Origin of the sequence: Flavobacterium ajazii (assembly GCF_010614725.1) — a bacterium.
In the GTDB taxonomy this organism is placed as follows: Bacteria; Bacteroidota; Bacteroidia; order Flavobacteriales; family Flavobacteriaceae; genus Flavobacterium; species Flavobacterium ajazii.
Genome location: NZ_JAAEHL010000002.1, coordinates 80,003 through 99,502, shown reverse-complemented (window position 1 = coordinate 99,502; position 19,500 = coordinate 80,003). Strand labels below are relative to the sequence as shown.

The 19,500-nt window shown below is 33.9% G+C and carries 19 protein-coding genes; 10 read left to right on the top strand and 9 right to left on the bottom strand.

All coding sequences use genetic code 11. The features are described from left to right. Positions 1-34 precede the first annotated feature (34 nt). Complete coding sequence (locus GWR14_RS03060; protein ID WP_163407589.1) at positions 35-448, top strand: GxxExxY protein; 414 nt, start codon at positions 35-37, stop codon at positions 446-448. A gap of 99 nt (positions 449-547) precedes the next feature. After that, a complete protein-coding gene (locus GWR14_RS03055) occupies positions 548-1,324 on the top strand; it encodes an ABC transporter ATP-binding protein (protein WP_163407588.1) in 777 nt (258 codons plus the stop codon). 100 nt (positions 1,325-1,424) lie between these two features. On the opposite strand, the gene GWR14_RS03050 is transcribed toward GWR14_RS03055, so the two are convergent. Further along, positions 1,425-1,883: a tRNA (cytidine(34)-2'-O)-methyltransferase gene (locus tag GWR14_RS03050; protein WP_163407587.1), complete on the bottom strand. Its 459-nt coding sequence runs from the start codon at positions 1,881-1,883 to the stop codon at positions 1,425-1,427. Positions 1,884-1,960: 77 nt separating this feature from the next. Next, on the bottom strand, positions 1,961-2,542 hold the full coding sequence (locus GWR14_RS03045; protein WP_163407586.1) for a pseudouridine synthase: 582 nt from the start codon (positions 2,540-2,542) through the stop codon (positions 1,961-1,963). Positions 2,543-2,678: 136 nt separating this feature from the next. On the opposite strand from GWR14_RS03045, the gene GWR14_RS03040 reads away from it, so the two are divergent. The 3 genes from GWR14_RS03040 to GWR14_RS03030 all read left to right on the top strand — a co-directional run bounded on the left by GWR14_RS03040 (position 2,679) and on the right by GWR14_RS03030 (position 7,704). Continuing rightward, entirely contained in the window at positions 2,679-3,047 is a 369-nt protein-coding gene (locus GWR14_RS03040) for a hypothetical protein (protein ID WP_163407585.1), read from the top strand. 153 nt (positions 3,048-3,200) lie between these two features. Beyond that, positions 3,201-3,953 (top strand): SDR family NAD(P)-dependent oxidoreductase, encoded by a 753-nt coding sequence (locus GWR14_RS03035; RefSeq protein WP_163407584.1) that lies wholly within the window; start codon positions 3,201-3,203, stop codon positions 3,951-3,953. 337 nt (positions 3,954-4,290) lie between these two features. Then, positions 4,291-7,704, top strand: coding sequence for a T9SS-dependent choice-of-anchor J family protein (locus GWR14_RS03030; protein ID WP_163407583.1), 3,414 nt, complete (start codon positions 4,291-4,293; stop codon positions 7,702-7,704). Between the two features lie 54 nt (positions 7,705-7,758). Here GWR14_RS03030 and GWR14_RS03025 read toward each other — a convergent pair whose 3' ends face one another. Genes GWR14_RS03025 through GWR14_RS03005 form a run of 5 tightly spaced genes read right to left on the bottom strand, consistent with a single transcriptional unit; the run spans position 7,759 to position 11,991 of the window. Continuing rightward, entirely contained in the window at positions 7,759-8,292 is a 534-nt protein-coding gene (locus tag GWR14_RS03025) for a MepB family protein (protein WP_163407582.1), read from the bottom strand. Positions 8,293-8,304: 12 nt separating this feature from the next. After that, positions 8,305-10,131, bottom strand: coding sequence for a hypothetical protein (locus tag GWR14_RS03020; protein ID WP_163407581.1), 1,827 nt, complete (start codon positions 10,129-10,131; stop codon positions 8,305-8,307). Next, positions 10,128-10,679 carry an RNA polymerase sigma factor gene (locus GWR14_RS03015; RefSeq protein WP_163407580.1) on the bottom strand — a complete coding sequence of 184 codons (552 nt, stop codon included), beginning with the start codon at positions 10,677-10,679 and terminating at the stop codon, positions 10,128-10,130. Before GWR14_RS03015 ends, GWR14_RS03020 begins: the two co-directional genes overlap by 4 nt. Positions 10,680-10,730: 51 nt before the next feature. Next, entirely contained in the window at positions 10,731-11,129 is a 399-nt protein-coding gene (locus GWR14_RS03010) for a hypothetical protein (protein ID WP_163407579.1), read from the bottom strand. A 1-nt stretch (position 11,130) separates the two neighbouring features. Continuing rightward, positions 11,131-11,991 (bottom strand): protease complex subunit PrcB family protein, encoded by an 861-nt coding sequence (locus GWR14_RS03005; RefSeq protein ID WP_163407578.1) that lies wholly within the window; start codon positions 11,989-11,991, stop codon positions 11,131-11,133. Positions 11,992-12,178: 187 nt separating this feature from the next. Here GWR14_RS03005 and GWR14_RS03000 point away from each other — a divergent pair, with 187 nt between their 5' ends. From GWR14_RS03000 to GWR14_RS02990, 3 genes are all read left to right on the top strand, one after another. Next, entirely contained in the window at positions 12,179-13,552 is a 1,374-nt protein-coding gene (locus tag GWR14_RS03000) for a DNA recombination protein RmuC (protein WP_163407577.1), read from the top strand. Between the two features lie 47 nt (positions 13,553-13,599). Continuing rightward, complete coding sequence (locus GWR14_RS02995) at positions 13,600-14,148, top strand: acyl-CoA thioesterase (RefSeq protein WP_163407576.1); 549 nt, start codon at positions 13,600-13,602, stop codon at positions 14,146-14,148. Positions 14,149-14,507: 359 nt separating this feature from the next. Then, a complete protein-coding gene (locus GWR14_RS02990) occupies positions 14,508-15,074 on the top strand; it encodes a YceI family protein (protein ID WP_163407575.1) in 567 nt (188 codons plus the stop codon). Positions 15,075-15,084: 10 nt separating this feature from the next. Here GWR14_RS02990 and GWR14_RS02985 read toward each other — a convergent pair whose 3' ends face one another. Then, a complete protein-coding gene (locus GWR14_RS02985) occupies positions 15,085-15,996 on the bottom strand; it encodes a TIGR01777 family oxidoreductase (protein ID WP_163407574.1) in 912 nt (303 codons plus the stop codon). A 98-nt stretch (positions 15,997-16,094) separates the two neighbouring features. On the opposite strand from GWR14_RS02985, the gene GWR14_RS02980 reads away from it, so the two are divergent. Both GWR14_RS02980 and GWR14_RS02975 read left to right on the top strand, forming a co-directional pair. Beyond that, entirely contained in the window at positions 16,095-16,757 is a 663-nt protein-coding gene (locus GWR14_RS02980) for a TetR family transcriptional regulator C-terminal domain-containing protein (RefSeq protein WP_163407573.1), read from the top strand. Beyond that, positions 16,754-18,058: an ABC1 kinase family protein gene (locus GWR14_RS02975; protein WP_163407572.1), complete on the top strand. Its 1,305-nt coding sequence runs from the start codon at positions 16,754-16,756 to the stop codon at positions 18,056-18,058. The genes GWR14_RS02980 and GWR14_RS02975 overlap by 4 nt, the downstream gene beginning before the upstream one ends. A gap of 83 nt (positions 18,059-18,141) precedes the next feature. Here GWR14_RS02975 and GWR14_RS02970 read toward each other — a convergent pair whose 3' ends face one another. Beyond that, on the bottom strand, positions 18,142-19,437 hold the full coding sequence (locus tag GWR14_RS02970; RefSeq protein WP_163407571.1) for a cryptochrome/photolyase family protein: 1,296 nt from the start codon (positions 19,435-19,437) through the stop codon (positions 18,142-18,144). Between the last annotated feature and the right edge of the window lie 63 nt (positions 19,438-19,500).

The following is a 19,500-nucleotide window of genomic DNA, read 5'->3' as shown; positions in this document are numbered from 1 at the left end:
GATTAAAATTGTTTCTATATTTTATTAACTGAAAATGATTACTCAAAAGTATTTAGACGAATTAACATATAATGTAATTGGTGCCTGTATTGAAGTGCATAAAATAATTGGAAAGGGATTACTCGAAAATGTTTACCATCAATGTCTAAAGGAAGAATTACAACTTCGAAAGTTGAATTTTTTTACTGAAATGAAAGTGCCACTGGTTTACAAAAACAAAGAATTGAACACAGATCTAAGATGTGATTTATTTGTAGAAAATTGTTTGGTTGTCGAGTTAAAAACGGTTTCTGAAATAAGTCCCATCCATGAAGCACAACTATTAACTTATATGAAATTATCCAAAGCGCCAAAGGGAATTATAATTAACTTCAATTGTCATAATATCTTTAAAGAAGGCCAAAAAACATTTGTAAATGAATATTTCAAATTATTGCCAAAGTTTTAGCGACAACAGCTATGTGTTAATTTATAAGTGAATTTTAAAATAAACTGTCAAAGAAAAAAAGAAAACTATGTTCTCTATGTGTTTAAACAATAAGTCACAATGAAAACTATATTAAATACTACAAATTTAAATATCGGATATAAATCTAAAAAAGGTGTTACGGTTATTGCTGAGAATCTAAATTTAAATTTGGATTCAGGAAAACTTATCGCTTTAATTGGAGCCAACGGAATAGGGAAGTCAACTTTGCTGAGAACGATTACAGGAATCCAAAAACCTTTGTCAGGAAGTGTTTTTCTGAATGATAAAAATATTTCAGATTATAAGCCTTTGGATTTAGCTCAAAACCTGAGTCTGGTCTTAACCGAAAAATTGCCTCCAAGTAATCTTACGGTTTTTGAATTGGTGGCTTTAGGGCGTCAGCCTTATACCAATTGGATGGGAACCTTAACTCCCGAAGATATCGTAAAAGTAAACGAAGCTTTAAAATTAACTCAAATAGAACATTTAGCTTCAAAAAGACATTTTGAAATCAGTGATGGGCAATTGCAAAAAGTTTTGATTGCACGAGCGTTAGCACAGGATACACCATTGATCATTTTGGACGAACCTACAACCCATCTTGATTTACTACATAAAGTTTCATTGTTCAAATTGCTTAAAAAACTCACAGAAGAAACCCAGAAATGTATTTTATTTTCAACTCATGATATCGATTTGGCTATTCAGCTGAGTGATGAGATGATTATTATGACACCCGAAATGGTATTACAGGATGAACCTTGCAATTTAATCTCAAAAGGAAGTTTTACTACTTTATTTAAAGATGAACATATTGTTTTTGATGCTGAAAAAGGGAAGTTTATTGTGAGTTAATTTTTAGAAGCTATTCCTGCTATCCGTTTCAATCTTTTGTGCTGAACCCCAGCACAAAAGGATTTACACTTCTATCAGGGCTAGAACTATCGATTTTATATTAAACTTTCTTCAAGCCAATTTGCCTCTTAGCTTCCCCAACCACAAAAGCAACTGAATTGGCAATATTAAAACTGCGAATAAGAGGTGACATCGGAATAGTCAAATGATTTTCGAATCGAGCCATAAATTCCTTGCTCAAACCAACGCTCTCTTTACCAAAAACCAGCCAGTCGCCATCCTGAAATTCGTTTTCCAGATACGATTTATCAGAATGAGAACTCATTAAAAACACCCGTGACTGATCAGGAATCTTTGTAATCCATTCCTCTACAGTTTGATATTCAGTTACGTCAAGATGTATCCAGTAATCCAATCCGGAACGTTTCAGGTTTTTATCATTAATTACAAATCCAAAAGGATGAATTAAATGAAGACGGCTTTCGGTACCTACGCACAAGCGCCCGATATTTCCGGTATTATTTGGTATTTCCGGTTCTACAAGAACAACGTTTAGCATTTTTTTTAAGTTAAATGTTAGAGGTTAAATGTTTAGAAGTTTTGAAATAATTATCTCATTGACTAATTGCCGCATTATCAAATTGGTTCATTATCTAATTGAAAATCGGAAACTTCGAGTACTTCACCCGCTTTTAAGTTTTGCAAATATACATTTCCTATACGAACACGGACTAATCGTAAAGTGGGAAAACCAACTGCGGCAGTCATTTTTCGCACCTGACGAAATTTTCCTTCTCTCACAGTAATCGAAGCCCAAGAAGTAGGACCATGACGTTCGTCTCTGATTTTTTTTGCTCTGGGCCCAAAATCTGGAATTTCGGTCACAATAGCTGCTTTACACTTTTTTGTTTTGTATTTACCACCGTCCAAACCAATTTCGACACCATTTTGCAGTTTTTCTATAGCTTCGGGGGTAATCAGGCCGTCGACCTGAACAAAATATTCTTTGTCTACTTTTTTGCTACGAACCAGTTCGCTCATGTTTCCGTCTGTAGTCAAAAGCAGTAAACCTTCCGAATCTTCATCTAAGCGCCCAATTGCCATTGTCCCTTCCGGAAAGTCATGCAATTCGCCCAAAAGCTTTTTCTTTCTTTTTAATTCATAAATAAATTGACTGAGGTAGCCATAAGGTTTAAAAAGAATGAAGTGTCGGTGCATTTTAATTTTTTTGCAAAGATAGTGGTTTCATCTTCATTAAAAATAATCGAATAATAAACCAAAAGCAATGTTAAACCATTGAGTTTTAAAATTTAGAATTCGTAATATTATAATGCAAATTTTAAAGAATAATAGTATGGAAACTAATGATTTAGGCTCTAAGAAGATAAATGGAGTACAGAAAAATATAGACAAATCTAAAGGAAAAAATATTTCGCACGACGGAAAATCAGATGATGTGAATCTGAAAAAAGAAGTGGTAACTGATGCGGATGGGAATAAGCAAATAGTAGAACGGGCAAGAAACGAAAACGAGGATATTACTAAAGCATTTTCAATAAATCCGGGTAACCCCAATGCAAACCGTGGTGTAGAAACGGATGAAGAAGCAAATAAAACAGTAGAAAACAAAGACCGAAATTCGGATATTACGCCAAACCGTTATCCAAATTCCAATCCCGAAAGTCATGAAGACCGAGGGAACATGAAATTGGATGAAGACTAATTAATAACGAAAAAATTACAGATTAGACGCTCATTTCTCTAAAATAACATTTGATTAGCATATCGGGTTAATATTATGATAAACTCAGGTTTTAAAGGAGGTTACCCAAGAATGTCTTCGTAAATTTAAAGGACAATTTTAAAATTTATAAATATGGCACTTTTAGAAAACAAGGTAGCTTTTGTTTCGGGTGGCGGTTCAGGAATCGGACGCGCTGTAGCAGAAGCTTACGCCCGTGAAGGAGCAAAAGTAGTAGTTTCGGATATTAATGTTGAGCATGGTGAAGAAACTGTAAACAATATAAAGAATAGCGGAGGAGAGGCTTTTTTTGTAAAAGGCGATTCTTCGAGTGCGCTTGATAACAAACATATGGTTGAAGTTACGGTATCAAAATACGGACAACTCGATATTGCCTGTAATAATGCCGGAATGGGCGGTCCTGCAAAACCTACAGGAGAATATGAACCGGATGCATGGGATAAGGTAATTGCACTCAATTTGAGTGGTGTTTTTTATGCCTGTCGTTATCAATTGGAGCAAATGGAGAAGAACGGAGGAGGAAGTATTGTCAATATCGCTTCGATTCACGGACAGGTTGCAGCTCCAAACAGTCCTGCTTATACTGCTTCAAAACATGGAGTTGTAGGATTAACAAAAAATATTGCCGCGGAGTATGCACAAAAAAATATTCGCTGTAATGCAGTAGGTCCCGGTTATATTGAAACAGCCTTGTTAAAAGATAATTTAAACAAAAGTATGATGGATGCTGTTGCGGCAAAAGCTCCGATGAACCGTTTAGGGACATCAGAAGAAATTGCAGAACTTGTTGTTTTTTTAAGTTCTGAAAAATCTTCCTTTACTACTGGAAGTTACATTATTGCTGATGGTGGTTATACTGCAATTTAAGAACTTTTGAAGTGATTTATAAAGGCTGTCTGTTTTTCAGATGGCTTTTTTTATGCGCCATATTTTGTGTCTTTTTGTTAACAGATTGGGAATGTTTAAAATGTTAATTTTATTGATTGATGACTGGTTTGTTAATAATATTGAATAAAAGTTGTTCAAAAATAGTATTTTGTTGTCAAATGTTTATAAGTAAAAGGTTTTTAAGTAAAAGGTTTTTAAGTAAAAGGTTTTTAAGTAAAAGGTTTTTAAGTAAAAGGTTTTTAAGTTGACGGTTTTATAATATTCCCTTAACTTTAAAGGGTATAATTTTATTGTCTTAAAAATTTATTTAAAGCTTATGAAAAACATTTACTTCTTCAGGTATTTAATGGCTTTTTTATGTTTGTTGGGCTTGTCAGCTACTCTGACTGCACAGACAATGCCAGCTCCGGTGGGATCATTACCATACACAGAAAATTTTGGTTCCTTAGCCGCAAATTCTACAGAGTACCCATCTGGATTCCAGGGATGGAACGCAGCAGGAGCTCCAGGATCTTCTTTTAATACTAATGCAACATTAATTGGAGACAAACTATTGATTGCTAGTAGTTCTGCAAGTACAACCAGCGGGAATATTCATAATTACAATGGTAAAATTGGTTTTCTGAATAACGGTTCTTCAGATTTAACAATTGGTTTTGCTTTTAATGCAACGGGACAGTCTGCAATAATGGTACAGTATGATGCCATGACAATCCGTAATCCTTATGACGGAGGAAGTAACACCCGTATCAATGAAATGGTTCTGCAATATAGGGTAGGTACTACAGCCTCTTTTACATCATTATTAGAAACTGCCTATAGCAATAATACAATTACGCAAACGGGATCAGGAGTTATTACACCACAAAATTCACAAATGAAAAAAGTGACTTTGCCTGCAGAATGTAATAATCAGCCTGTGGTGCAAATCAGATGGATTTCAAGACAAGTATCAGGCAGTGGATCCCGACCATCTTTTGCAATTGATAATGTCGATATAAGAAGTGATATTTATGCTCCGGTTAATATTACCGATTATCCAAAAGCAAATAATATCCTGGGCGAAAGTTTTGATTTTATTAATAAAATTGATGAAATTGGAAAAACGTATTATGTGTTGTTGCCGGGAGGAAGTATAGCGCCATCAGTTGTTCAGGTAAAAGCCGGTCAGAATGCAACAGGAGCAGCAGCTTTGCAATCAGGATATTTAGATATCACAGATGCTTCTCAGGAATATGTAAAAAGTTTTGCAGGATTAAGCCTGAATACTGCTTATGCTGTTTTTTCTGTTTCTGAAGATTCTTATGGAAATATTCAGTCAGTTGTAAATAAGGTTGATGTTACAACATCAAACGTGCCTATTCCTTCTTTGGCTACTTCGGTTTCTTCTCTTGATTTAGGTTTTTCTGAAGCCAATTATAATTCTGAAAGTTTAAGTTACCAGATTCAGGGATCAAATCTTACTGCAGATGTAACAGTTGCAGCACCGGCTAATTTTACTATTTCTAAAGATAATAACACATTTGGTTCTTCTTTAATTTATGCAGCATCTGATTTTGCTTCAAATGCAGCACAAACGGTTTATGTTCGTTTTACTCCAAACTCTACGGCTGCTTTTTCAGGATCGATTACGCATGAATCAGCAGGAGCGGCAATAAAAAACATTACTTTGACCGGAGTTGGAATCAATCCGTATGTTCAGGAATTTAATGATGCAAATGTTTTAACCAACAGCGGATGGACTCAGCATAACACATCGGGAAGCTTGAACGCATGGGCATATACTGCGACTGCAAGAAATATAAATTCTGGTAGCGGTGCGGTGTTGATGAACGGATATTCTGATACCGGAGCGAGTAAAGACTGGCTGATTTCGCCAAGATTACGTCTGGATAATTTTAGTCAATTTATATTGTTATCTTTTTATTCACGTAAATTTTACGCAGGTCCCGAATTAAAATTAATGGTTTCGACAGATTATGACGGTAAAAGCAATCCGGAGACAGCAACCTGGGTTTCATTAAATGGTAAATTTCCAACTGTAACCGGAACTTACACAGCATCACAATATATAGACTTAAGCGGATTTAAATCAAATAATACTTATGTGGCCTGGGTTTACGAAACTACAGCAGGAGGAACTAATTTTGCTGCAGAATGGTCATTAGATGATATCGCAATTACAGACGATGCAGGTTATGTAGATGCCAATCCTGTTTTGGATTTTGGTGATGTAAATGTAAATGTAGTCTCTGCAAGCCAGTCTTTTATTTTTAAAGCGGAAGGTTATGGAGACATTACTCTTACAGCTCCTGCAGATTACAAATTGTCGTTGGATAATATTTCATTTCAATCTAGTGTGGTTATCGATGCTACGGATGCTGCAAACAACAAAACGGTTTATGTGCAATTTGCTCCTTCTGTAAAGCAACTAACAATTTCAGGAGTATTAACAGTTACCGGGACTTCATTAAATAAACAAATTGGATCATTTACAGGTTCTTCAATTCCAAAAGCAGATACTTTTGATGTGGTAACTTATAATCTAGAATTTTTCGGTACTGATGTAAAAGGTACTGACGGAGTTGAATTTGGTCCAACGGATGATGCTTTGCAAATCGAGAATATAGCAAAGGTAATGAACAAACTCAATGCAGATGTATATGTAGTTCAGGAAGTGTCTGATGATCCGTCAATTGATATATTGATTCAAAAAATAAGTATCAACGGTAAAACATTTGATAAAACAATTTCTACATCATGGTCGTATTCATTTAATGCACCAGACCCGAATTTTCCTCCTCAAAAATTAGTGGTGCTTTATAATACGCAAACCACTACAGTTAAAAAGACCCGGGTAATGTTTAAAGATTTGTACGATGAGGTTCGTGCGGGAACTACAACTTTGCCGAATTATCCTGGAGGAAACGGAGCAAGTTTTTTCTCATCAGGACGTTTGCCTTATATGGTACAGATAGAAACGAATATTGGTGGAATAACAAAAGAAATCAGCCTGATTGATCTTCATGCCCGAGCCAATAGTGGAACAGATATCTCAAGATACAATATGCGTAAATACGATGCAGAATTATTAAAAGACAGTCTGGATGTTCATTATCCAAATGCAAATTTCATGATTTTGGGAGATTTTAATGACGATGTAAAAGCATCTGTTCTTACGCCAAATCCGTCTTCGTATGAGGCTTTTGTAAATGATACCAGCAGATACAATGCGCTTACATTAGGTATTAGTCAGGCGGGTGCTTACAGTTTTTTAAGCTCTGGAGGATTTTTAGACCATATTGTTATTTCTAATGAACTGACAGATGAGTACATACCAAATTCGATTGCAGTTTATGATCCTCGTACAGATATTACAAATTATACCACTACAACTTCTGACCATGGTCCTGTAATTGCCCGTTTTGAATTGAAATCTGATAATTTGGGGACTGTGGATTTTGATAACGTGGATTTTATAGCAAAGGTATTTCCTAACCCGGCTACAGATGCTATAAATCTTCAGGTAAAAAGCAATTTAGATAAAAATCTGAAATTAAGGCTTTATGACAGCAACGGGCGTCTGACAGGAAGTACTGTTGATGTTAAGGCAGGTCAGGATATAAGTACTACGGTAATTCCGGTGACTCATTTACAGTCGGGATTCTATATTTATACTTTGACAGAAAATAATAAAGTTATTTTTAAAGGAAAAGTTTTAAAGAAATAAACTAGACAGGCATATAAACTAAAACAGGCAGCTCATTTGAGACTGCCTGTTTTTTTATGAGATATCAAATAATTTTTTTGCTTTTGAAACTATAGTTTCCTTTTCGAATATTTCTAAAAAATAATTAACCTGCCATTCCTGCGTTTTTTGAGCCTGTTTGCTTGTAGTAATGTCCCAGGGTGGATAAACACGAATTGCTCTTTTGCCTTCTTTAGCTGAAGTAGAGAAAATTCCTTTTTCCAGTAAAACACTTTTCGGAAAGATGAATAATCCAAAATTATTTTCTTTTCGGGCACTGATAATCACAAAATCGATTGGGTCCGAAAAATCAAATGGCTCAATAGTGCCTGATATATTCCGTTTCCACAAAGTAACAAACTGTCCCGTTTTTGTTGGTGTAATTTTAGCTTCCCTATAACAGATTTTTTTATCGTTGATTTCAAAACGATAAGCACTATATTCAGCACTTTCTGTTTCCGGTTCAGGCAGAGTGGATTTTAAATTGCAACAGTTAAAAACTAGTTCTTTTACAAGAATTAAATCATTTGATATTGATTTTGAATTAGTCCACTGCTTATGATTGTCCATTTTAGTTAAGAATTAAAACGAAACATTAAGGCCAAAATTAAACGACCATTGAAATTGGTTAAAAGTTTGATTATTCAGCGGATTGATGTAATAATTCATCCCCGGCTCAACAAAAACATGTGTTTTTTTGTATAATTGATATTGAAAAGTGCTGCTTAACAAAGAGCCATAAACAAAATCATTTGCGTTTAGGTTATCGCCTATTGAACTTCCGTTTAAAGTCACATCGTTTGAAATCAGTTTTCCAACAAAACCACCTGTATTCAGGCTGATATTGGTTTTGTTTTTATTGAATAGGGAATAAGAGACCTCAAGTGGCATTTCAATATATTTTAAACTCTGGTTAATATTTCCACTTTCAACATTGTCACTTTTTAAAGTGTTTTGTGTGCTTTTTGAAACAAAAACATAGCTGGAATTATCTGTTATTTTTGGCGAAATTAATGTAGAACTACTTTGTAAATAGTCATTTGTTAGCGGGGCTGACGGAATTGATACTGCTTCATGATTATTGTAGTATGAAACATTAGCAATGCTTTGTCCCAGTTCATTTAGTTTTAAACCGGAACTTACCGCCCACTTTTTATTTAGTTTGTAATTTGTTTTTACTCCGTATGTATTTGTCTGTTTAGATTCATTAACATTTCCAAGAGTCTTTTGTTTGCCGTAATTCTCAGAATTAGCAATTCCCGCAAAAACTTCCAAAGACCATTTTTCACTATTAGAACCAGGCGTAGTTTTTTTGTCTTTTTTAGTTTCAACTTCTGCAATACCTTTTTCTAAATTTTGTAACTGAACTAACTGAATAGAATCTTGTTTGCTCAATGCAGCATTGTTTTTTTGAGTAAGTTCTGCAATGGCAGTTTTCGAACTGATAGTTTCTGTTACAGTTTGTCTCTCATTTAAAGAATTATTTTTTTCTGTTGAATTTGATCGATTTAAAGCAATAACAGCAGCGTTTTTGGAAATTGCTTTTTCTTCAAAAACAGAATTTGATATTGTGCTTTTTGAAAAAGAATTAGTAGTGTTTTGTTTTTCTGTACCAAAAGTTGTGTGGGCTACGGCTTGATTTTCATTGTTTTTTACAGAATTCGGTAATTGATTATTTGAAAAAGAATTGAATGTATTTTGTTTTTGAGTACTAAAAGTTTTTTCAGCTATAGTCTTATTTTCATTGTTTTTTACAGAATTCGGTAGTTGATTATTTGAAAAAGAGTTAAATGAATTCTGCTTTTGTGTACTAAAGGATTTTTCAGCTACAGCCTGATTTTCATTTCTTTTTTTAGAATTTGGTAATTGATTATTAGAAAAAGAATTAAATGAATTTTGTTTTTGTGTACTAAAAGTTTTTTCAGCTATAGTCTGATTGCTATTTTCTTCACTAGTATTTGATTCCTCGTTTGTACCGAAATTCATTTTAGTGTCAGAAGTTTTAGTAATGTTTGTTTTATAGGCGTTATTTTTTTGTGTTTTAGCAGATTGATTTGATGTGTTTTTTATAGTTGAACTTTCAGCTACTACGGTTTCTTTTTCGATAATATCATCTTTTGTAGAAATTGTTTTGTTGTCTGAGTCTTTTTTGTTTTCATCAATTACAACATTTTTTTCTACAGATCCGTCATTTTGTATTTTCATTCCTGAATCAGAGGAAAAATGTAAAACAGATGGAAGTAGTAATCCTAATAAAAGGCATGCAGCAGCCGACCACCAAAGAACAATTCTTTTTTTCTTTTTAGGTTTGTCAAGTTCTTCTTCAATTTTCCTCCACAATTCGGGTGGCGGAACACTCGAAAAGTTTTCTATTGAGGAAAAAATATCTTCTATTTTTTGCTTTTTCATGCTGTTTTAAAATTTTTAATACTCAAAATTTTTTTCTGTAAAATTTTTTTGGCCCTGTTTAGGTTTGATTTTGAAGTTCCTTCCGAAATTTTGAGTAATTCTGCAATTTCTTTATGTTTCATTTTTTCGAAAACATACAAATTAAAAACCATTCGGTATTGATCGGGTAATTCCCTAATGTATTCAAGCAGTTTTTCCTGTGGTACTGTAATGATGTCTAATTCCTCTTCTTCTATAAAATCGGTATCAGGATCAAAAACATCCAAAAAGAAACTTTCTTTTTTTTTCTTATTTAGTGTTTCAATTAGTTTGTTGATGAAAATTCGTTTTAGCCAGCCTTCAAAACTTCCTTCAAATTTATATTGGTGGATTTTCTGAAAAACGATAACAAAAGCTTCCTGAAAAACATCTTTTGCGTCATCTTCATTTTTCATATATTTTAAGCAAATACCGTATAAGACAGGAGAGAACAACTGATAAATTTTCAGTTGTCCAGCTCTGTCATTTTGTACGCATTGCTTTATATATGTATCTAAGTCGTTTTTCAAAAAACAGTTTGGTTTGATTTTGGCAAAAATAACGAATTTTAAATATTCAGACTATTTTTTATAGATGGTACGTGTTCCTTCAGAATCGTTACTTATTAATGTTAAGTTTTGATTGTCAAGGTTTTCTATGATGTAAGTTTTGCCCTCAAAAGAGATTAGTTCCTGTTCTGAATCATCAAAAAAACTAACTCCTTTTTTTATTTCATAAGCGCTGTTTCGAATCTCGACACCATCTTTGTAGGTGATGATTTTTCCGTCCTGAGTAAAAACTATTTTTTTATTGAATCCTGTTGACTTGGGAGTTGAAATATAAGGATTGCTCTCTCCCCCTATAGTTTTTTCCCAAATCCAGGTGTTGATAATTTTGCTGGTTTCGGCTGTGTTTGCTTCTAAAGAATAAGCAGTTGCAAAAATTCCAAATACAATAAAAAAGAATAGTTTTTTTCTCATGTTAATTTACTTTTAAAAGAAGGATTTTGTCTTTAATGGCCCTCTTGAAAGCTTTAACTTCTGTACTCTGATCATCAGTATCGTTGTTGTCGATGTAGATTTTTGTTGTACTGGCACCTTGGTGTAATTCAAAATAAACCAAATTTGACGAGCTTGGAGCTCCGTAGATTTTGGTTTGGCCTTTTAAGTTTAAGATTTCAGTTGGGACACTTTTCAGGAACAACGTATATTCACCCCTTTTTATTGTAGCAGTGTATTTATATTGATTAAATTGAAAACTTTCCTCAGCGGCAACATTTAAAAACTTAAGAATGTTATAGTCATTTAGTTGGAAAAAGTCATTAGTGGCTCCAAAAGTTCCAATTACTATATTGTCTTTGTTTTCTGTAGTTTTGTTAAAATAAACAGGTTTAGTTGTTTTAGGAATCAAAACAAAATCAGAAGGATATGTTTTCGTTGGTGAAGTGGTTTCTCCTGTTTGTGGACCACTTTCAAAAAAATTAACCACAATCTGACAGCTATTTTCTACTATCGAAGTGATTTTTATTCCATAGCCGGTAGTTGCTTTCTCTCCTGAAAAAATGGCAACCAGATAATATTTAGTAAAATCAATAGTAGGATCGCTCGAAATCGTACAGGTATTGTCATGTTTTGTAAAATACTGATTCAGTTTTTCTTCAGAGGTTATAATAGCAAAAGCCGAATTGACTGGTGATTCCTTGATAGTGTAATTGCATGGCAGCGGGAAACCGGTAAAAGCAAGGTTTGTATAGTCTCCACAAGTATCAGTAGGCAAATCGTCGCCCAAAGAACATGAACTTAGTCCAAAAGCTATAAATAAGCTCAACATTAATTTTTTCATGATTTTATTATTAGGTTTATTTCTAATAGATGTTATTGTTTAAAAAAGGTTGCGTCAGGAGAAAAATAATTTAAAAAAAATGTCAATTGTTTATTTAATTTAGAATGGTTACTAATTCGTGAAATTTTAGTTATAAAGATCAGGAACTACGTATTATTGCGTACTTTTACTTAAAATTAACGTAGTTATGTTCGATTTACTTCCCTTTTTATTGGCTTTTCTGATTGCTTTGTTCCTGGGAATCTATTTAGGTAAAATATTGTCTTTGGGTAAATTCGAGTCGGAGAAAGTTAGTCTGAACGAAAAGCTAAATACAGCAAATATCCAATTTCAATTGCAGAAAGAACAATTTCAAAATGATAAAAACAGTTTTGAAAAACAGCTTCATTTAATTCATTCAGAAAAAGAAAATATTCGGAACGAAAAAGACAGTCTGGCAATTCAGCTTTCTAAAAAAGAAGTTGATTTTGAAAATTTATGGGAACGTCATAAAGAGCAAAAAGCAGAAATAACAGCATTACAGGAAAAATTTACCAAAGAATTTGAAAATTTAGCCAATAAAATTCTCGAAGAGAAATCGGCAAAATTTACGGAACAGAATTCCATAAATATGAAGAGTATCCTTTTGCCTTTGCAGGATAAAATTCAGGGATTTGAGCAAAAAGTAGAACAAACTCATAAAGAAAGCATAGATTACCATGCTGCACTGCGTCAGCAGATTTTAGGTTTGAGCGAAATGAATGTTCAGATGAGTAAAGAAACTTTGAATTTGACCAAAGCACTGAAAGGTGACAGTAAAATGCAGGGCAATTGGGGCGAACTGGTTTTAGAACGTGTGCTCGAAAAATCAGGGCTGGAAAAAGGAAGAGAATACGAAGTACAGCAAAGTTTTACGAATGCTGACGGGAATCGTGTATTTCCTGATGTGGTGATTAATTTGCCTGATGGTAAAAAAATGATTGTCGATTCGAAAGTTTCTCTGACAGCTTATGAAAAATGGGTAAATGAAGAGGAGGAAAGCCTTAAAAATGAATTTCTGAAAGAACATGTCAATTCACTAAAAAGGCATGTTGAACAGCTCGGAAGCAAAAATTACCATGATTTGTACCAAATTGAAAGCCCCGATTTTGTTTTACTTTTTATTCCGATAGAACCTGCTTTTGCAATTGCCTTAAACGAAGATTCGGCTTTATACAATAAAGCTTTTGCAAGAAATATTGTGATTGTGACACCAACTACATTACTGGCTACTTTAAGAACTATTGACAGTATGTGGGCCAACCAGAAACAACAGGAAAATGCTTTTGAAATTGCACGTCAGGCAGGAGCATTATACGATAAGTTTGAAGGTTTTGTAACGGATTTGGTAAAAATCGGAAACAAAATAAAAGACACCAAAACTGAATACGAAAACGCAATGAATAAACTTGTCGACGGAAGAGGAAACCTGATTTCGAGTGTTGAAAAACTAAGAAAAATGGGAGCTAAAGCTAAAAAAACGCTTCCGGAAAATATTATTGCAAGAGCTTCAAATACTGATGAAAATCAATTATTGAATTAAATTCTCATTTTAAAATAAACTAAACAAAACCATAAACTACAAGATTAATGACTACAGATTTCAGACCCGTTTCTTCATCAAAAATTAGTATTTCAGAATTGATGCTTCCGTCGCATACAAACTTCAGCGGAAAGATTCACGGAGGATACATTTTACAATTACTGGATCAGATTGCCTTTGCGTGTGCCTCAAAATTTTGCGGCAATTATTGCGTAACAGCTTCAGTAGATACGGTAAACTTTTTAAAACCCATTGAAGTTGGAGAATTAGTAACCATGAAGGCATCCGTAAATTATGTTGGGAGGAGTTCGATGATTGTAGGCATCCGTGTTGAGGCAGAGCACATTCAGACGGGTGTGATTAAACATTGTAACTCGTCTTATTTTACTATGGTTGCCAAGGATAAAGAAGGCAAAAGTATTCAGGTTCCGGGACTCATTTTAACTAATCTGGATGAAGTACGTCGTTTTAGAAAATGTATCAAACAAATAGAAACCAGAAAAGAAATAGAAGAACATGCAAAAGAAGCCAAAGTAAATTCGATTGAAGATCTGGCGAGTTTAGACAAATACAATGTATTGGTTGAAATTGGTTAATAGTTTTGTAAATCAGTTTGTTATATTTGGAATAAGTGTCAGGCGGAGCCGAAGCCCTTTGTGATTAAAAAACTTTTGACTTCATTTAAGATGACATTATTCCCTGAAATTGAATGATGTTAACTCCTGATATTAACGTTTTATACTTTAATAAAAGTCGGAAGAAAGTAATATAAAGATTCACAAATATTTAGCATAAAATCATCAGCCAGACTCCTGAAAATTTCGTAACTTTAAGTGTAATCATTGAGTTACTATATTTTTTCACGGAGTACGCCATTCGATTTTTTTGATCTTAGTTTTTTTCTTTCTTCTTAAAATAAAAACCGAATGACATAATTGTTTAAATGCTGACGATTATGAAAAGAACTGTATTTTTTATTTTATTGTTTACCGCCTGTTCTATTATTGCCCAGGAAAAAATTACTACCAACAAGGCAATAATAAATTTTGAAGCTACCGTACCATTTTTCGAAGAAATAAAAGCGGTAAACAAATCGGTTATGATTATTTTAGATCCTAAAGCAAGTACATTTTTATGTACTGTTGTTATGAGAGATTTTCATTTTAAACTGGATTTGATGGAAGAGCATTTTAATCAAAACTATGTAGAAAGTGATCGTTATCCCAAAGCTTTTTTTAAAGGCAAAATTGCAAAATTTGACTTAAAAGATATTGATGAAACGGAGAAAGAATATGTAATCAAAGGAAAATTGATGATCCGAGGAAAATACAAAGAGATTGCGGTAAAAGCATTGTTGAAAAAGGTGTATGGAGGGATACAGATTAAATCGGATTTTCCTATTTCTATTGCCGATTTTGATATTGAAATTCCGAACAGAATAGCTGCTAAAATTGCAAAAACAGTCAATACTGAGTTAAACGGAGTGATTGGAAATGACGAAATGCTTTTGACACTGAAATGAAAACCAGGCATTAGGAGATACAGTTTGAAAGTGCAGTTTTTAAATCTTCAAACTGGAAATTTAAACCCGTATTTTTGATTTTTTCTGAAGAGACCCTTTGACCGTTAAGTACGGCAACGCTCATTTCTCCTAAAAGCAGTTTAAGTACAAAAGCAGGAACTTTGGGCAGCCATATGGAATAACCATATAAATTTGCAAGTGTTTTAGATAATACAGCGTTGGTTGTGTTGTCTAAAACAGTTGCATTATAATTACCGTTTGTTGCCTTGTCCTGAATTGCTTTTAAATAAATGGTACACAAATCGTCAATATGGATCCAGGGAATATACTGGTTTCCGGTTCCTAAAATGGCTCCAAATCCTGACTTAAAGCTGGGTTTTAATTTCTTTAAAAAGCCTTCGTTTCTTCCCAACACAATTCCGGTTCTGACTTTTACAGTTCGGATTCCTAATGATTCAATTTTAGCAACGGTTTCTTCCCAAATTTGGCAGGTAGTACCTAAAAAATCATTTGCCGGCGGTGTATCTTCAATACAAATTTCATCAGATGTTATTGCTCCGTAAATTCCGACTGCCGAAGCCGAAACAAAAGCTTCCAGTGATTTGTTATTTTTTTGCAAAACCGAATAAATAAGTTCAATGGGTTTTGTACGGCTTTCTAAAAGGGCTTTTTTTCGTTTTTCCGTCCAGCGTTTTTCTACAATTCCTTCGCCTGCCAGATGGATAATAAAATCGGTATTTAAAATGGCATTTTCATCAATATAATTACGATCTAAGTCCCATTGGTAATATGTAATAAAATCAGTATTGTTTCGGGAACTTCTACTTAAGATAGATACCGAAAAACCATTAGCAATCAGTAAACTGGTAAGATGTTTGCCGATGAATCCGGTTCCTCCGGTTAATAATACGTTTTTAGCCATGATAGTTTATAATATATTTAACAGTGCCAGCTGTTTAAGGATTCATAAAGATACTCAAACATTGCTTACCTTTAGGACGAATTCTAAATTTAAAAGAAATGGCTGCTAAAAAGAAGGTAATCAGTAAAGAAGATATCGTTTCAATATACATGAATGAAGTTTTGGAAAAAGGCCAGAAACCAAAATCGGTTTATCATTTTGCCAAAGAAAATGATTTTACAGAGGCTGAATTTTATCCATTTTTTGGAACGCTGGAAGGTTTGGAAAAAGAAATTTTCAGATTGTTTTTTGCAAACACAATTGATTTGCTGCACAAAAACACTGATTATTTAGAATACGATATGAAGAACAAAATGCTGAGTTTTTATTTCACTTTTTTCGAAATATTAACTGCTAACAGAAGCTATGTTCTGCAATCGCTTAAGCTGGACAGAAATCCGTTAAAGAATTTGGTTCAACTTACTTCTCTTCGTGATAGTTTCAAAGAATATGTTTCAGAAATCCTGACGGATGATTACAGACTTGAAGTTGAAAAACTGCAGAAGTTTCAGGAAAAAGCCATTCAGGAAAGTGCCTGGCTACAGTTGATGATGACGATAAAATTCTGGATAGACGATTCATCAGCAGCTTTTGAAAAAACAGATATTTTTATAGAGAAATCAGTCAATGCTTCGTTCGAATTAATGAATGTCGCACCAATGAACCATCTGATAGATTTAGGAAAATTTCTGTTTAAAGAAAAAATATACAGTAAATCATGAAAACAATCGATTATATACCAACTTCAAAAATAGAAAGAGCCGGAAAACTGGTTCAGACAGGTGCTAAAATTGGAGTAAACTATGTTAAACATTATGCTGAAAAAATAGTCAACCCGGATTTGACACGCGATAAACTCAATGAAAATAATGCAGAAGATATTTACGACGGATTAAAAAGCTTAAAAGGAAGCGCTCTGAAAGTTGCCCAAATGCTGAGCATGGACAAAAACTTTTTGCCTCAGGCGTATGTGGAGAAATTTTCGTTGTCACAATTTTCAGTTCCGCCACTTTCGGCTCCTTTAGTGTTAAAGACGTTCAAGAGCAATTTTGGTAAAACACCGTATGAAATTTTTGATGAGTTCAATGCCAATTCTGTTAATGCAGCAAGTATCGGACAGGTGCATCTGGCGAAGAAAGACGGAAAAAAACTGGCAGTTAAAATTCAGTATCCGGGTGTTGCCAACAGCATTTCGTCTGATTTGGCTTTGGTAAAACCAATTGCGATTAGAATGTTTAATCTGCAGGGAAAAGATTCTGATAAATATTTTAAGGAAGTTGAAGATAAACTGATTGAAGAAACCAATTATTTACTGGAATTAAAGCAAAGCGAAGAAGTTGTAAAAGCCTGCAGTAAAATTGAGAACATTCTTTTTCCCAATTACTATCCGGAATTTTCATCAGAGAAAATCATTACGATGGACTGGATGACCGGAATTCATCTTTCGGAATTTACAGTAAAAGATTTTGATCGTGAAACCGGCGACAAAATAGGGCAGGCGCTTTGGGATTTTTATATGTATCAAATTCATGTGTTACGAAAAGTTCACGCCGATCCGCATCCCGGAAACTTTTTGGTAGACGATCAAAACCGTTTGATTGCTTTAGATTTTGGCTGTATGAAACAAATTCCGAATGATTTTTATATTCCGTATTTCGAACTCATCAATAAAAATGTCATTACCGATAAAAATCGTTTCAACGATAAATTATTCGAATTAGAAATCCTTCGCACAGACGATACACCTGCTGAAATCGAATATTTTACAGCGATGTTCCATGATTTGTTATCATTGTTTACTAAACCTTTTCAAAACGAAACTTTCGATTTTGCTGATGAAACGTTCTTCAACGCTATCGCCGAATTAGGAAAACGCTTTTCAGAAGACACCAACCTGAAAAAAATGAACGGAAACCGCGGATCCAAACACTTTATTTACATGAACCGTACTTTCTTCGGGCTGTACAATTTAATGTTTGATCTGAAAGCGAAGATCGTTGTTGAGAATTATTTGAAATATTAGGCTTAGAAATTCCAATATAAAAATTCCAAATTCCAATTGTAGTAAACATAATGATTGGAATTTGGAATTTAAAATTTGGAACTTTATTTAAGTATCCCCGCCTTATAAGTCGCAATCGCCCTGTCCCTTGCAAAAGCATGATCTATCATTGGTTCATTATATCCTAAATCAAATTCAGGAATCCATTTACGGATGTATTCACCTTTTTCATCAAATTTCTTTTGTTGTATTTCCGGATTAAAAACCCTGAAATAAGGTGCGGCATCACAGCCTGTTCCGGCTGCCCACTGCCAGTTACCTACATTTGAAGCTAGTTCAAAATCTAAAAGTTTTTCTGCAAAATAAGCTTCTCCCCATTGCCAGTTAATCAACAAATGTTTGCATAAAAAACTGGCAACAACCATACGCACGCGATTGTGCATGTATCCTGTTTCGTTGAGTTGGCGCATTCCGGCATCGACCATTGGATAACCCGTTGTTCCGGAACACCAGCGCTTGAAATCTTCTTCATTATTACGCCACTGAATCCCGTCATAAGCTGATTTGAAATTGTGATTGACACAATCTGGAAAGCTGAACAGAATTTGTATAAAGAATTCTCTCCAGATTAGTTCACTTAAAAAAGTCTGGTTTTTTCGGTTTGCCCAATTTACTAATTTTCGGATGCTAACGGTTCCAAAACGTAAATGTGGAGAAAGATAAGAGGTACTGTCCAAAGCCGGAAAATCCCGTGTCTCTTTATAATTGGCTATTTGGGTTAAATTATGCGATTGTACTTTTATAACACTTTTTTCAAAGCCAATGGCGGGCAAATCTGGAAAAGGAAACTGATTTTTTGCAAAATTCGAAAAGTAGGATTTGGTATCATATTCTGGTGCTGAACCTGAAAAATGGTATTTCTCCAGCCATTTGTTCTTGTAAGGCGTGTAAACCGTGTACGGAAGCCCATCTGCTTTTGTGATTTCTTTTTCTTCAAAAATCACATGATCTTTATAAGAGAAAGATTCAATATTATTTTCTTTTAATAATTTAATAATTGATAAATCACGTTTAATCGCAAAAGGTTCATAATCTTTATTGAAGAAAACGTTTTGGATATCAAATTCTTTGATAAGTGATTGCCAGACGTCTTTGGTATTTCCTTTTTTAATTAAAATTGAAGACTCTAAAGCATTTAATTCAATATTTATCTTTTCAAGCGAATCATAAATAAAACTCACTCTTGCATCATTTTTTGGAAGGTTTTCCAGAATCGCATCATCAAAAATAAAAAGCGGAATCACAGGAAAACCGGATTGTAAGGCGTGAAATAATCCGGTATTGTCTTCTAAACGTAAATCACGTCTAAACCAGAAAAAAGTAACTTTTTGTTTTGTCATTGTATGAGTTTTACTGGATATTTTTTAACAGATAGGGACATAGATTTTAATTTTTTGGAAAAG

Coding starts and splice junctions, on each gene's coding strand:
- GWR14_RS03010 (WP_163407579.1), bottom strand. CDS start 11,129: ATGAGAAAAAAACTATTCTTTTTTATTGTATTTGGAATTTTTGCAACT.
- GWR14_RS03020 (WP_163407581.1), bottom strand. CDS start 10,131: ATGAAAAAGCAAAAAATAGAAGATATTTTTTCCTCAATAGAAAACTTT.
- GWR14_RS03000 (WP_163407577.1), top strand. CDS start 12,179: ATGTTCGATTTACTTCCCTTTTTATTGGCTTTTCTGATTGCTTTGTTC.
- GWR14_RS02985 (WP_163407574.1), bottom strand. CDS start 15,996: ATGGCTAAAAACGTATTATTAACCGGAGGAACCGGATTCATCGGCAAA.
- GWR14_RS02975 (WP_163407572.1), top strand. CDS start 16,754: ATGAAAACAATCGATTATATACCAACTTCAAAAATAGAAAGAGCCGGA.
- GWR14_RS03060 (WP_163407589.1), top strand. CDS start 35: ATGATTACTCAAAAGTATTTAGACGAATTAACATATAATGTAATTGGT.
- GWR14_RS03045 (WP_163407586.1), bottom strand. CDS start 2,542: ATGCACCGACACTTCATTCTTTTTAAACCTTATGGCTACCTCAGTCAA.
- GWR14_RS03035 (WP_163407584.1), top strand. CDS start 3,201: ATGGCACTTTTAGAAAACAAGGTAGCTTTTGTTTCGGGTGGCGGTTCA.
- GWR14_RS03055 (WP_163407588.1), top strand. CDS start 548: ATGAAAACTATATTAAATACTACAAATTTAAATATCGGATATAAATCT.
- GWR14_RS03040 (WP_163407585.1), top strand. CDS start 2,679: ATGGAAACTAATGATTTAGGCTCTAAGAAGATAAATGGAGTACAGAAA.
- GWR14_RS02990 (WP_163407575.1), top strand. CDS start 14,508: ATGAAAAGAACTGTATTTTTTATTTTATTGTTTACCGCCTGTTCTATT.
- GWR14_RS02995 (WP_163407576.1), top strand. CDS start 13,600: ATGACTACAGATTTCAGACCCGTTTCTTCATCAAAAATTAGTATTTCA.
- GWR14_RS03030 (WP_163407583.1), top strand. CDS start 4,291: ATGAAAAACATTTACTTCTTCAGGTATTTAATGGCTTTTTTATGTTTG.
- GWR14_RS03025 (WP_163407582.1), bottom strand. CDS start 8,292: ATGGACAATCATAAGCAGTGGACTAATTCAAAATCAATATCAAATGAT.
- GWR14_RS02980 (WP_163407573.1), top strand. CDS start 16,095: ATGGCTGCTAAAAAGAAGGTAATCAGTAAAGAAGATATCGTTTCAATA.
- GWR14_RS03005 (WP_163407578.1), bottom strand. CDS start 11,991: ATGAAAAAATTAATGTTGAGCTTATTTATAGCTTTTGGACTAAGTTCA.
- GWR14_RS02970 (WP_163407571.1), bottom strand. CDS start 19,437: ATGACAAAACAAAAAGTTACTTTTTTCTGGTTTAGACGTGATTTACGT.
- GWR14_RS03050 (WP_163407587.1), bottom strand. CDS start 1,883: ATGCTAAACGTTGTTCTTGTAGAACCGGAAATACCAAATAATACCGGA.